Genomic DNA, 13,839 nt, shown 5'->3' with positions numbered 1-13,839 from the left:
AACCCTCCATAGTCACTATTATTTGATTGTATGTCTTGGTCCAGTATATTTTACTCTTGGGCGGAATAATTTATTGTTCTCATGTTGTTCAATTACATGGGCACTCAAGCCAACTGTTCTGGATGAAAGAAAAATAGGTGTATATAGGCCAATTGGAATACCAAGCATCCAATAAACCGGTGCTGCATAGTAATCAAGGTTCGGATAAAGCCCTTTTTCCTTCGCTATCAATGCTTCTCCTGCTTCGCACATCCGCAAAAGACGGTCGTCTCCTGCTGCAGCGGATAACTCAGCCAATGCTTCTTTCATAATTTGAGCCCGAGGGTCCATTTTTTTCATGTAAACCCGATGACCGAAGCCCATAATTTTCTCTTTTTGCTTCAACTTGTTCGTAAGGAGTGTTTCGAATTCTTCTGGGGTATTCGCATCAAGAAGCATATACATGACAGCTTCATTTGCCCCACCATGAAGATGCCCTTTTAGAGACGCGACTGCTCCTGTTAATGCACCATACATATCCGATAATGTAGAAGCAATCACTCGAGCGGTAAATGTCGAATTCGGCATTTCATGTTCAGAATATAGAACGAGTGACTGATCAAAAACCCGTTCTTCAAGTTCCGTCGGTTCTTTTCCAGTAATCATATACAAGAAATTCGCGCTATAAGAAAGAGATTCTTTTGGACGCATAACGTCTTTTCCTTCTAGGACGCGATAGCTATTTGCGACGATGGTTGGTAACTTCGCAAGTAGCTGATACCCTCTTTCTCGATTTACTTCTGGATCTCGGTTTAACAAGTCGTGATCATAGCTTGCTAATACGGAAATACCTGTGCGCAATGCATCCATTGGGTGAGTCGAAGCTGGTAAGAGCTTAAACACATCAAGAATCACTTCTGGTACATCGTACGAATCACTTAGTCGCTTTGCCAAGTCCGTTCGTTCTGTTGACGTAGGCAGCGTGCCTTGCAAAAGCAAGTGGACAATGTCTAAGTATCCATGTGATTTTGATAGTTCAATTAAATCGTATCCGTGAATCACGATTTCTCCTTGTTCTGTATCAAGAAATGATAAATCTGTTTCTGCTGCAATAACGCCATCAAGACCAGGGTAGTAGCTTTGTTCAATTGCCATTTCATCCCTCCGTTACTCGTAGTGTAAAACATGCATACTAAAGATAAAGCGCTTACAAATTTCAGCATATTCCTACAAGAGCATATACTGTGAATTCACTTCTTTTTTAGATTACCATAATTTCGTAATCGGTGCCAATGTTGATTTATTCTGTCTATTCAACCTTGTGATAGAGATTGAGAACGATTACAATGTAAAGATAGATTTGTAAAAAGGATGATTGCAATGAGACTTGACGATGACGAATTAATTGTTGCTTTAGATGCTGCCGGCACGATTCGAGGCGCTGCCAAACAGCTGTACTTGTCACAACCAGCATTGAGTCAACGACTTAAACAGATTGAAGAAAAATGGGGTGAAGCGCTTTTTATACGTACTCATAAATCACTCATCCCCACACCAGTAGGAGAAGAAGTGATTCTTTTTGCAAAAACACGTATTCAAGAAGAAAAAGAATTTATGAATCGAATGAATACGTTAACAGGTCATGTTCGTGGTACCCTTTCACTCGCTGTATCATCTGTTATCGCTCAATACTATCTCCCTCTACTCTTAAAGAACTATATGGAGCAGTACCCTCAAGTGAAAATTGACCTACAAACCGGCTTCACCACTGCTATGTATGCTCAACGACACAATGTACACGTAAGCATCTTACGAGGAGAGCTTGAAGGAGAAGATGTTAAACAGAAATTATTCTCTGAAAACCTCTACTATGTTGCAAACAAGCATTATGAAGATACGAACACCTTAATTGAATTCCAAAGCGACGCTACTTTCCATGCAACATTAGATAAATGGTTTCTCACTGAACCATTCCCTTTACCGAAGCAAACCATTAAAGTTGATCAAATTGAGACTTGCAAACAACTAATGTTAAATGGTATTGGCGCTTGTATTTTACCGGAAATCGCTACAAAAGACCTTGACGATACAACATGTCGTTTTACACGCTTACATATGAATGGGAACGAACTTCGACGAGATACATGGACGTATTATAACGAAAAAAACGCTTCTCTCCCGCAAGTAAAAGCGTTTTTAGCATTGCTTCATGAAAAATCACTTTCTCATTAGTTCACACCCTAAAAAACTGTTCAGCTTCAATCATGTGCAACTAAATGGCCTTCACTGTCTGATTGCTTTGCATGTGGCAAGAAGCTGAAACACTGTACTTGTTTATAAAAGAATATTGCTTGCATTCATAATTCAGTACGCAAGCTAAATACTAGATTCACAGTCCTCACCTAGTTCTTTGATCGTTACGGCAATAGAAGTTGTGAGTTCTAACCTTGAGATCCACGAGTTTATAGAATGATCATCAAACGTTTTATTATAATCTGTGAATCTTAAACCGTTGGTACAATAGTAACCAATTTTATATTCTTTTAACAAAAGTGGCCATTCAACATCCGTTACTCTTCTATTAGAATAATTGACTATCAATTCTATTATTGCTGTGTTTATAATACTGGAACCTGCCGTTACATCACAATTAAAACCAATATAATCTGAAAATAATTCATTACTAATTTTTTCTGTTTCTATCCACGAAAGAGGGTGAGTATTAAATGCCTTTAATGTCCTTCCTATAATTGTATAATCATCAAGATTTGTTTCAACATAACTATTCAGTGTATCTAACTCCTCACTATGATACTTGATCCATGTTAAAAACCTGTCGAAATCACAATAATGATAAAAACGATTCTTAACTCTAGGAAGATTTTTCAACAAGTCTCTCCTTGCGTTACCAGCCCCACGTTTTTCAACCCTATAAATTGTAAAATCCAATGCTAATAGTAAATCAACTATACTTTTGTTCGTTTCATTGCTAATCGCAACATATTTATTTGTATACCTAGAATCTCGTAATCTTGTTTCATTTTCAACTATAGCATCATACAAAAAGGAATGAGGATCATGTAGAACCATTGCTAAACAAAGATTTTTATACAACTTACTCCCCCCTTGAGTATACTCCTCTTTTAAATCCCAAATCTTAATGTTGAAAACTTGATAATTAATCAAAGCTCATTTTCATAACTTCCTATGCAAAAAAGCATGCAGAGCTTTTCACTCATGCATACTTTTTTGTTTATTCTATTCTTCCCAAACTTTCACTTCTTGCATAACGTCGCCTTGGTTAATGCGATAAACGCTGTCAAGACCTTCAACGACTTGTCCGAATACAGTATGAACGCCGTCAAGATGTGGTTGTGGCTCATGTACGATAAAGAATTGGCTACCGCCTGTATCTTTACCAGCGTGTGCCATAGATAATGTACCCGCTACGTGCTTATGTGGGTTACCAGCCGTTTCACATTTGATTGTGTAGCCAGGACCTCCTGTACCGTTTCCGTTCGGGTCGCCGCCTTGTGCAACGAAACCAGGAATAACGCGGTGGAATGTTAGTCCGTCGTAAAAACCTTTTTTCGCTAGTGTTTCAAAGTTTTCAACTGTTCCTGGTGCCTCGTTTTCAAAGAAATCGATAACGATTTTTTCGCCGTTTTCAAACGTGATGCTACCTTTTTTCATCTTTATCCGTCCTCTCACTACTCGTAATTGCGCTTCCGCACTTCATCTATTGTACACACATTGTCATTAATTCTCAAATGGTGCGACTGCTTTTTGCTGATAAGGTAAATCAAGCTTCACTAAGTCTTCATAGGTTTCTCGTTTGACAACAAGCTGCGCTTCACCGTCTTCAACAAACACAATAGCCGGGCGAGGAATACGATTGTAGTTATTTGCCATTGAATAGCCATACGCACCTGTGCACGAAATCGCTAATATGTCGTTTGCTGTAACATCAGGTAAAGGCAAATCCCAAATTAACATATCGCCGCTTTCACAGCATTTCCCAGCAACAGAGAACGTATCCTCTGGCTTGTCATTTGCACGATTCGCTAGCATCCCTTCATACTTTGCTTCGTATAAAGCAGGTCGCAAGTTATCACCCATCCCTCCATCGACGGAAAGGTAGCGGCGCACATTTGGAATATCTTTTTGTGAACCAATTGTATAAAGGGTTGTACCTGCATCCCCAACGATGGAACGACCTGGCTCAATCCAAATCTCAGGCATGTCCATTTCTAATAATGTTGTATGCTTTATCGTTTCATCAACGATTTTCTCTACATACACACTTGGATGAAGTGGCGTATCTCCATCCACATAACGAATGCCAAACCCACCACCGAAGTTGAGCACGGCCGGCTCATAATTAAATGTTTGTTTCCATCGTGCAAGATTTTCAAATACTTTTTCTATTGCAAGTACAAAACCGTCTGTTTCAAAAATCTGTGAGCCAATGTGACTGTGAACGCCTAATAAGTGAATATGTTCATCTTCTAAGCTAATGCCGATCGCTTTTGTAGCTTGACCACTTGCAAGATCGAAGCCAAATTTAGAATCCTCTTGACCTGTTGTAATATATTCATGGGTATGAGCCTCAACATTTGGTGTTAGTCTCAATAAGACAGGAACCGTTTGTCCACGTTGTTCCGCTAAAGCCTGAATCGTTTTTAATTCGTAGAAATTATCGACAACAATACAACCAATCTGTTCATCTAAGGCCATCTTCAATTCATCAATGCTCTTGTTGTTACCGTGAAAATGGATTGTAGATGCCGGCACACCTGCTTTTAGTGCAGTAAATAACTCACCGCCAGATACCACATCAATACTTAAACCAGCTGAATGGGCCAGTTGATACATCCCTACTGTGCTAAATGCTTTACTAGCATAAGCTACTTGGTAAGCTACTTGTTTCTTTTCAAACGCGTCTTTAAATGCATTCATTCTCTCTTTTATAAGTGCAACATCGTAAACAAATAGAGGGGTACGATAAACGTTAGCTAGCTCAACGGTATCTACACCACCAATCTCTAAATGTCCACTTGCATTGATTTCCATTGTTCCATGCAAATACACGCCACTCTCACTCCTTTAATAACAAAAGAAAAGCAGCTTCAGGCGAAGCCATAAAGCTACTTTCCGCAATTGCTATCTAGTTTATCAGAAGTTAAAACGTTTGACTACTATTCACTTTTTGGTGATTGCTTAATTTTATCGACAGGATGAACAATACTCGGTCTCCAACGAACGCTTGGAACAGATGTACGAACAAGAATCTGATACATAGCCGGTGGATCAAATGGTAAAAACGGCCATAGATAAGGCTTTGCAAGTGGAGACAGTCGAATAAGCGAAATCAGTAGTAAAAACAACGATACAACAAATCCTACTGGCCCAAAAAGTGCTACTGCAAGAATGATAAGGTAGCGGCTCATCCTTAGCGCCACTCCTAACTCGTAACTTGGTGTGGCAAACATTCCAATCGAACCAAGTGCCACATAAAGAATGACTTCCGTTGTGAAATAACCTACATCAATCGCCATTTCTCCAATTAAAAGGGCGGCTACGAGACCAAGTGCTGTTGCTAATGGGGACGGGGTGTGTATGGCAGCCATTCGCAGCAATTCTATTCCAGCTTCTGCAAAAATAATTTGGACCGCAATCGGGATATTGTTATTTTCTTCTACACCGACAAAATCCAACGCTGGCGGCAGTAATTCTTGATGAGTTGCAAGCAATAGCCAAAACGGGACAATTAATAGTGAAAAGAGAATGCCGACAAACCGCATCCATCGCAAAAATGTACCAACTGCAGCAGCTTGTCGGTACTCCTCAGCATGCTGCACATGGTGAAACAGTGTTGCCGGTGTAATTACAACGGACGGAGATGTATCAATAATAAGAACAATATGTCCTTCTAGAATATGAGTAGCAGCTACGTCTGGACGCTCTGTATAACGTACGAGTGGAAATGGATTAATGCCTTGTTTAACAATGTATTCTTCCACCACTTTATCCGACATCGTTAGTCCATCAATATTAATATCCTTAAGCTCTTTCTTAATAATGTTTACTAGCTTAGGATCAACAATTCCTTCTATATAACATAAGGCTATGTCGGTTTTAGAACGCACACCCACTTGCATAATTTCTTGGCGTAATCGTTCATCTCGTATTCGTCTCCTCGTTAAGCCCGTATTAAAGATGATGTTCTCTGTATAGCCGTCTCGTGACCCACGTACTACACGCTCTGTATCTGGTTCTTCAGGTCCACGACCAGGATAGGATCGAACATCAACAATCAAACTATTTGCTTCGCCATCGACGACAACGCAAATTAACCCTGATAACACTTGTGTAATGGCATGATCAATCGACTCAGTTTCTTCAACTTGAATATGCGCTAAATGATTCTTAACAGATTGAAAAGGATGTTCAGCTCGCCGCATCCGACTTTCGGTATCCATAAGCTCACGCAAGATATCAATAATATATAAGTTATCGACTAAGCCCGTTAAATAATAAATATAGACATCTTTACCAAATACATTTAGCTTTCTAACGCCAACATCGAAGGATTCGCCTATTCCTAAACGCTCATTCATAATGTGATCATTTTCTGCAATACTTCTTCTAAATGTCATCTGTTTCGAAGACGGGTTCACTATAACCACTCCTTTCTAAAATAATTTGTATTGCTTTTTTTGTAACCGGCGCACCTTTTTTAACATCATCAAAGCGTGCCATTTTCCCAATATCACCGACACCTACGACACAAGGTAGGTTCAAATCATCTAATATGGAAACCGTATCACCATTAATCCTGCCAATTTCCATGTCAATTAACCCTTCTTTATCTACACCGTATTCGGATAAACGACCAAATCGATCAACGCTTACATCCACATGAGTCCATTCTTTCGCATGTGTTTGCGAAGCAACGGCTACAGCACCAATGACCTCAATATCTTCTTGGTTGACGATATAGTGCATGGCCGTTTCACCAAAACCAACATCGCGAATGCCGCAATCATCGAACATGATAATAATTGGAACATCGCCTTTTTCTAAGTTAATAAGATCAACTAACGCTTCCGGTTCAATAGTCGTTGGATTGCCATAAGATGCGCTAAGAACGGTACATTTTAAGTCTTGAGCAATGTGTTCAAGTGCTTTTTTACTAGCCAGATCACCATCTGTAACAAAGATTACTTTTTTCATCACGTCACACCTTTCGGCTTAAAAATAGCCGCTACAATCAAGCTTAAGAGAATGGAAAAAACAATGGTAGTGGACGCAAGTTCAAAGACTCCATCGCTAATATAAAATAAGCCATTTTCTCCATTTAACATGGCACCATGTACAAGAGAATAGCCAAAGCCTGTAATCGGAACCGTTGCTCCTGCGCCTGCAAATTCAATGAGCTGTTCATATAAACCAAACCCATCCAATATAATGCCAATCAGTACTAGGGTTACTAACATTTGAATGGAAGTAAGCTTAACAATGTCTAAAAGAAATTGTCCGAATAAGCAAATGCTCCCTCCAATTAAAAACGCCCATAAATAAATCATTTAATTCCCCCTTCTTTCAAACACAACTGCATGAGCAATACAAGGAATCGTTTTATGTTGTTGAACCGTGTTTGCACTATGCAAGGCGCCTGTTGCGATAACGAGCACTCGTTTTAACCGATTGGCGAGCATCTCATTAAAAACGTGCCCAAAGACGACCGTAGCGCAACAACCAGCACCACTACCACCTGCCAACACCTGTTGATTCGTTCCATACATCATGACGCCACAATCGTCGTAGTTTTCGCTTACAATCACATCATGTTCACGTAGTAGCTTCTTAAAAACCTCACTTCCAGAACGCGCAAGATCACCTGTCAAAATAAGATCAAAGTCAGATGGCTTTTGTTCCGTTTCATGCAAGTACGTAAGCAGTGTATCCGCGGCAGCTGGTGCCATAGCCGCACCGAGCTCATAGGGGTTCTTAATCCCTAAATCAATGACTTTACCGAGAAGTCCTTCTGTCATTTGAATCATTGATTGATGTCTCCCAAGGATGATTGCGCCAGCACCTGTGACAGTCGTCTGCGCCGTATCTGGCTTTTGCTGAGCAAATTCTATTGGAAAGCGAAACTGCTTCTCACATCCACCGATATGGCTACTTGAAGCGCACAATACATGTCGAGCTCCACCACCATTAATCCACATACCTGCGACAATGCAATTTTCTATCGCTGTTGCGCAAGCAGAATAGCTACCAATATAGGGGACACGTAAATTACGAGCGATTTGGCTCGACACTGTACTCTGGTTTGTTAAATCGCCAGCGATAAATAAATCTAAGTGATTGTCTTTTAGCCTTTGTTTATGTAGACAATAGGTAATCGCTTTTTCCGTCAACTTTTTTTCCGCTGTTTGCCAATCCTTCTCTCCACATAACAGGTTAGGAAATACATAGTCAAATCCATGACCGAGGGGGCCACTCCCTTCTTTCGGACCCACAGCTGTACCTCGTTCTTCTACATATACAGGCGTCTTAAATTGAATGACCCTCTTTTGATTTACCATAATTCTGCCTCTCCTTATTTCAGGATCATATGAATGAACAATCGCGAAAAGCTAACGAGATACGCAGCAGTGATGCCAACTATAAAGATTGGACCAACAATGCGAAATAAATGAACGCCTATCCCTGAAAGAAAGCCTTCTGAGCGATGATCAAGTGCTGTTGCCGTCATCGCATTAGCAAACCCTGTAATCGGTACAATCAATCCCGCTCCAAACAACTGCGCTCCTTTTTTGTAGATTCCTAAACCTGTGCCAAACGCCGAAAATGTAAGTAAAATGACAATCATATAGCTCGTGGCCATTTGTGGATTTAGCGAAAAAACGTGCCTTAGCCCGTCATAGATCAATTGACCAACTACACTTATGCAGCCGCCGCCTAAAAATGCGAGTGTCCCATGTTTAACAAAACGTGTTTTTGCTGCAAACAGGCGAATGTTTTCTTTATAATTATCTATTTCCTCTTTTTTTAACATACGTCCTCCTGTTACTGCGCTTTGGTAGTAGTATGCTGCATTGACGAACATTCAATTCGCACAAAAAAAGACTTCCTACCCATCGGTAAAAAGTCTGGCTCCGTTTATGCTTCGTCTTCCCTAATCTAAGACTATGTTTCTGACATAATTTCTTTCATTTGATCGAGAATTTTCTTTTCTAAACGTGATACTTGAACTTGAGAAATCCCTAAACGCTCTGCTACTTCTGACTGTGTCTGGTCTTTGTAATAGCGTAAATAAACGATTAAACGTTCTCGTTCTTCTAGATCTCGAATCGCCTCTTTTAATGCAATTTTATCAAACCATTTCACTTGGCTAGTATCTGCAATTTGATCCATTAGCGTAATCGGGTCTCCGTCATTTTCATACACCGTTTCATGAATAGACGTTAAACTCCGATTCGCATCTCCTGCAAAGACGACTTCTTCAGGCGTAACGCCTAAATGTACAGCAATTTCATTCACTGTCGGTGTGCGCCGGTATTCTTTTGTTAAATCATCCTTTGCTTTTCGAATCTTATTACTCAATTCTTTAATGGAGCGACTCACTTTTACGGTGCCATCATCTCTTAAAAACCGCTGAATCTCACCAATTATCATTGGCACCGCATAAGTCGAAAATTTAACATCATAAGATAAATCAAACTTATCAACTGATTTAATTAAGCCAATGCAGCCGATTTGAAACAAATCTTCTGCTTCATAGCCTCGGTTCATAAATCGTTGGACAACCGACCATACGAGACGTGTGTTCTTGTTAACAATTAAATCGCGAGCTTCTGTATCACCTTGCTGACTTTTCGCGATTAGGTCTTTTAATTCTTGATCAGTCAACATCTTTTTTGTTGTTTTCTTTAGCTCAGCGCTCATTAGCAAGACCCCTTATCTGCATATGGCCTTTGTTTTTGTTAATTGCTTTTTTAAATACACCGTTGTCCCTAATAACGGTTCAGAGACGACTTTCATCTCATGACAGAAGTTTTCCATTATGGTAAAACCCATCCCCGAGCGCTCAAGTTCAGGTTTTGAAGTAAACAACGGCTCTCGTGCTTCATCGATATCAAGAATGCCATTCCCTTCATCGCGAATGACAATTTCAATTTCGTTATCACGCAATACCGCTGAGATGTAGACCATGCCGCTTTCGTCATTGTCATAACCATGGATGATCGCATTCGTCACAGCTTCTGAAACAACAGTCTTAATCTCCGTTAGTTCTTCCATAGTGGGATCAAGTTGAGCTAAAAAAGCCCCTACTGTTACTCTTGCAAACGATTCATTTTCACTTTTTGCACTGAATGAAAGATCCATTTTATTTTCCATTGCTTAAGCCACCCCTAACTTTTGCAAAGCAAAATCTTCATTTTCTTCAAAACGAATGATCTTAAACATCCCTGACATCTCAAATAAACGTCCAACTGTTGGAGAAATTGCACAAACGACCATTTCTCCTCCTGCCGCTGTAATTTGTTTATATCGTCCTAAAATCACACCAAGACCCGAACTATCCATAAATGATAACCCTTCAAGATTTAACAAAATATGCTTTGTGTTCGGTAGATGAGCTTCTACCTCCGCTCTTAGTGTTTTTGCTGCATGATGATCTAATTCTCCTGCCAGTCTTACAAGTAACACATTGTGTTTTTGTTCCATTTGAATTTGTAATGTCATGAAAACACCTCCATCTAAACTTACTCCATGCTATCATTCCATACGAATCTCTTGAAATCCTTGTTACTGACAAAAGTAGTGCATGTTAGTGAAAAGTTCTAATCATTCTTTATTTCCCTGCAAAAGTAGACAAGGTTCGTTTAAACAATTGCCACCATGAAGCCGTATCAATTGTGTCTGAAGCGACTAAATCTGTCGAGACAACTGTATTTCCGTCTATTTCAACAGTTAAATTACCGACTACATCACCTTTTTGAATTGGTGCAGCAATGGTTTCGTCAAAGGACGTATTCACAACAGGCTCTTTTGAATCCTCGCCTTTTTTTAACAGGATGGATACTTGATCTTCCGTGACCGCTTCTAATGTTTTTTTCGATCCTTTTACAACTGTTGCCTCACCTAACACATCTCCCTTTTTGTAAAGTGTTTCAGTAGAGTAGTTGTTAAACGCATGATCTAGTAATGAGGTGACTTCTGCATTTCGTTCCTTTGATGTCGGTGATCCCATAACAACCGTTATAACACGCATGCCCTCTTTTTCAGCAGTCGCAGTTAATCCATATTTTGCTTCTTGGGTAAAACCCGTTTTTAATCCATCTACACCAGGATAAAAGCGTACCAATTTATTCGTATTGACAAGCCAAAACTCTTTATCTGTTCCTTTACGTAAATAGTCTTCATAAATACCTGTGTACTCTGTTATTTTTTCGTACTTTAACAGCTCTTTCGCAATCATCGCCAAGTCATGAGCTGATGAATAGTGATTTTCAATTGGCAATCCGTTCGTGTTTTTAAACGATGTCTGTTCTAAATTCAGTTCACTCGCTTTTTCATTCATCATTTTGACGAATCCTTCTTCAGAGCCAGCAATATGCTCTGCCATCGCTACTGCTGCGTCGTTCCCAGACGCAACGGCAATTCCTTTTAAAAGATCATCTACACTCATTTGTTCTCCAGCTTCAAGAAAAATTTGCGAACCTCCCATTGAAGCCGCATATTCACTCACTGTTACTTGCTCATCAAACGATAGCTTTCCTTCATCAATCGCTTCCATAACGAGTAACATCGTCATGATCTTTGTCATACTTGCTGGGGGTAACGCTTTATCGCTATTTTTCTCAAAAATAACTTCCCCTGTATCCCGTTCTATTACGATAGCAGAAAGGGTTTTCTCTCCAAGTGGCGATTTTTTTACCTCCGCAGCCTTTGCCGTAAGCGGTTGTGTTGCAAATAGCGCTAATAATAACCAAACTACTAGTAAATGTAGACCTTTTTTCATACATTTCCCTCCATAACCTTTATGTAAAAAGCTATCAGCTAGTCTTTCCATTCCAGATTTTTCTATACACAAGGGAAGGAGGTCAACCCAAAAAAAGATGAGTAGTGATTTCTCACTTCTCATCTTTCTTCAATGCTTCGTTTAAAACGTTTTAATTTCTTGTTGCTTGTGATACTCATCGAAAATAATTAATCGGCTTGGCTGGTTTTCTTGTGCAAGCTTCTCGCCAGCTTCAATTGCTTTCGATTGTTTATCATATTCTTCTAATGGTGCAACATCTTCTACTTTTACAAACCAGGTTGTTGCATCTTTATTTGGCGTCACCGTATATTCCTTCATCTCTATCTCTCCTTCTCTATCTGTTCTACTCGTTTAAATACCCGAATGAAAAGGGGAGAAAACATCTTTTCAGGAATAACCTTAATGTTGAGGGGTTTTCTTTATAAAAAACGCCATTATAAAGCTAACAAACGCTATAACCGTTGCCACAATAAAAGCATTGTTTACTCCTTGTATCATAGATTCACTTTGCCCAGCTGAAGCAGACGCAGTCATAACAGAAACGAGAATTGCCGTTCCAATTGACCCAGACACTTGCCTCATTGTATTGTTCATTGCAGTTCCATGGGGAATAAGTTCTCTTGGTAATACATTTAATCCTTCAGTCGTTACTGGCATTAATACAAGGGATAATCCGAACATTCTCACCGCGTAGACAATGGTTAGATACGTTAACGATGTGTCCACCGTTAAATTTGTATAAAATAACGAAGACAAGAAAATGAACGTTAAGCCGATAATCGCCAAAGTCCTTGCACCAAATTTATCGAAAATTCTCCCCGTTATTGGCGACATCATTCCCATCAGCACAGCTCCAGGTAAAATGGTTAACCCCGTCTCAAAGGCAGAATAGCCTTGCATGTTTTGCATATAAATTGGCAAGATTGTAGCCGGTCCCACGAGAGATACAAATACAAGCATCCCCATCACCGTTGTTAATGTAAAAACTGGATACGTAAACACACGAAACTCTAAAATTGGGTGACTAAGCTTTAATTGACGGGTCACAAAGAGATAAAGTGTGACGATCCCTATCAGTAAAGGCACATAAACAAGAGGGCTCCCCCAGCTTGCTTGCCCTGCATTTGAAAATGCAAATAATAAACCACCGAAACCAAATGTTGAAAGGATGATGGACTGAAGATCTAGCTTAGGGTGACGCAACGTTGTGACGTTTCGCATGACAAAGATCGCCGCAACAATATCAATGACAACAATTGGCATAAGAATCCAAAATAAAATACTCCAGTGATACGATTCTACTAGCCAACCAGATAAGGTAGGTCCAATCGCAGGCGCAAATGAAATAACAAGCCCAACCATGCCCATCGCCTGTCCACGCCGCTCTTTCGGGAAAATGAGAAGAAAAACAGTTTGCATAAGGGGCATCATAATCCCTGCACCTGAAGCTTGAATGATTCGACCTACAAGTAACATACTGAAATTGGGCGAGATCGCACAAAGCAGTGTTCCTAAACCAAATAGCGTCATCGCTGTCAAAAAAAGTGATCGAGCTTTAAATTTTTCAATTAAAAAAGCCGTTATAGGGATCATAATCCCATTAACTAGCATAAAAATCGTAGTTACCCACTGTGCTGCATTTTCATTAATGTCTAAATCAGACATTAAATGTGGTAATGCTGTTGTTAACAAAGTTTGATTTAATATTGCCACAAACGCTCCAATTAACAATACAGCAACTAATGGTTTCTTATTAAATGGAGGCAGTTCCTCTTTTTCCTCACTCATTGCATAACCTT

General features: G+C 39.8%; 16 protein-coding genes. 1 reads left to right on the top strand and 15 read right to left on the bottom strand.

The features are described 5' to 3' along the window. Nucleotides 1-18: 18 nt before the first annotated feature. On the bottom strand, nucleotides 19-1,134 hold the full coding sequence (gene mmgD / locus PQ477_RS17040; RefSeq protein ID WP_144558828.1) for a citrate synthase: 1,116 nt from the start codon (nucleotides 1,132-1,134) through the stop codon (nucleotides 19-21). 225 nt (nucleotides 1,135-1,359) lie between these two features. Here mmgD and PQ477_RS17035 point away from each other — a divergent pair, with 225 nt between their 5' ends. Next, entirely contained in the window at nucleotides 1,360-2,211 is an 852-nt protein-coding gene (locus PQ477_RS17035) for a LysR family transcriptional regulator (RefSeq protein WP_274272534.1), read from the top strand. 144 nt (nucleotides 2,212-2,355) lie between these two features. On the opposite strand, the gene PQ477_RS17030 is transcribed toward PQ477_RS17035, so the two are convergent. From PQ477_RS17030 to PQ477_RS16965, 14 genes are all read right to left on the bottom strand, one after another. Next, on the bottom strand, nucleotides 2,356-3,093 hold the full coding sequence (locus PQ477_RS17030; protein WP_274272533.1) for a hypothetical protein: 738 nt from the start codon (nucleotides 3,091-3,093) through the stop codon (nucleotides 2,356-2,358). A 144-nt stretch (nucleotides 3,094-3,237) separates the two neighbouring features. Beyond that, entirely contained in the window at nucleotides 3,238-3,672 is a 435-nt protein-coding gene (locus PQ477_RS17025; RefSeq protein ID WP_035394036.1) for a peptidylprolyl isomerase, read from the bottom strand. 66 nt (nucleotides 3,673-3,738) lie between these two features. Next, a complete protein-coding gene (gene lysA / locus PQ477_RS17020) occupies nucleotides 3,739-5,070 on the bottom strand; it encodes a diaminopimelate decarboxylase (protein ID WP_035394039.1) in 1,332 nt (443 codons plus the stop codon). 107 nt (nucleotides 5,071-5,177) lie between these two features. Next, a complete protein-coding gene (locus PQ477_RS17015) occupies nucleotides 5,178-6,638 on the bottom strand; it encodes a spore germination protein (protein WP_144560454.1) in 1,461 nt (486 codons plus the stop codon). After that, nucleotides 6,628-7,215 (bottom strand): stage V sporulation protein SpoVABEA, encoded by a 588-nt coding sequence (gene spoVAEA / locus PQ477_RS17010; RefSeq protein ID WP_035394042.1) that lies wholly within the window; start codon nucleotides 7,213-7,215, stop codon nucleotides 6,628-6,630. The genes PQ477_RS17015 and spoVAEA overlap by 11 nt, the downstream gene beginning before the upstream one ends. Then, nucleotides 7,215-7,568, bottom strand: coding sequence for a stage V sporulation protein AE (gene spoVAE / locus PQ477_RS17005; RefSeq protein ID WP_035394043.1), 354 nt, complete (start codon nucleotides 7,566-7,568; stop codon nucleotides 7,215-7,217). Before spoVAE ends, spoVAEA begins: the two co-directional genes overlap by 1 nt. Continuing rightward, nucleotides 7,569-8,576 carry a stage V sporulation protein AD gene (gene spoVAD / locus PQ477_RS17000; protein ID WP_144558825.1) on the bottom strand — a complete coding sequence of 336 codons (1,008 nt, stop codon included), beginning with the start codon at nucleotides 8,574-8,576 and terminating at the stop codon, nucleotides 7,569-7,571. 14 nt (nucleotides 8,577-8,590) lie between these two features. Next, complete coding sequence (locus tag PQ477_RS16995) at nucleotides 8,591-9,049, bottom strand: SpoVA/SpoVAEb family sporulation membrane protein (RefSeq protein ID WP_274272532.1); 459 nt, start codon at nucleotides 9,047-9,049, stop codon at nucleotides 8,591-8,593. A gap of 131 nt (nucleotides 9,050-9,180) precedes the next feature. Then, nucleotides 9,181-9,939, bottom strand: a complete 759-nt coding sequence (sigF, locus tag PQ477_RS16990) for an RNA polymerase sporulation sigma factor SigF (protein WP_035394045.1) — start codon at nucleotides 9,937-9,939, stop codon at nucleotides 9,181-9,183. Between the two features lie 12 nt (nucleotides 9,940-9,951). Further along, nucleotides 9,952-10,392 carry an anti-sigma F factor gene (gene spoIIAB / locus PQ477_RS16985; protein ID WP_035394048.1) on the bottom strand — a complete coding sequence of 147 codons (441 nt, stop codon included), beginning with the start codon at nucleotides 10,390-10,392 and terminating at the stop codon, nucleotides 9,952-9,954. 3 nt (nucleotides 10,393-10,395) lie between these two features. Then, entirely contained in the window at nucleotides 10,396-10,740 is a 345-nt protein-coding gene (gene spoIIAA, locus PQ477_RS16980; protein ID WP_035394051.1) for an anti-sigma F factor antagonist, read from the bottom strand. 109 nt (nucleotides 10,741-10,849) lie between these two features. Beyond that, entirely contained in the window at nucleotides 10,850-12,019 is a 1,170-nt protein-coding gene (locus PQ477_RS16975) for a D-alanyl-D-alanine carboxypeptidase family protein (protein WP_144558822.1), read from the bottom strand. A 141-nt stretch (nucleotides 12,020-12,160) separates the two neighbouring features. Further along, nucleotides 12,161-12,358 (bottom strand): DUF2188 domain-containing protein, encoded by a 198-nt coding sequence (locus PQ477_RS16970; RefSeq protein WP_035394053.1) that lies wholly within the window; start codon nucleotides 12,356-12,358, stop codon nucleotides 12,161-12,163. Nucleotides 12,359-12,439: 81 nt separating this feature from the next. Continuing rightward, nucleotides 12,440-13,828 (bottom strand): MDR family MFS transporter, encoded by a 1,389-nt coding sequence (locus PQ477_RS16965; RefSeq protein WP_274272531.1) that lies wholly within the window; start codon nucleotides 13,826-13,828, stop codon nucleotides 12,440-12,442. Between the last annotated feature and the right edge of the window lie 11 nt (nucleotides 13,829-13,839).

It is taken from the genome of Shouchella hunanensis, assembly GCF_028735875.1.
GTDB lineage: Bacteria > Bacillota > Bacilli > Bacillales > Bacillaceae_D > Shouchella > Shouchella hunanensis.
The sequence above is the reverse complement of the archived record's forward strand: the minus strand, read 5'-3'. Positions and strand labels throughout refer to the sequence as shown.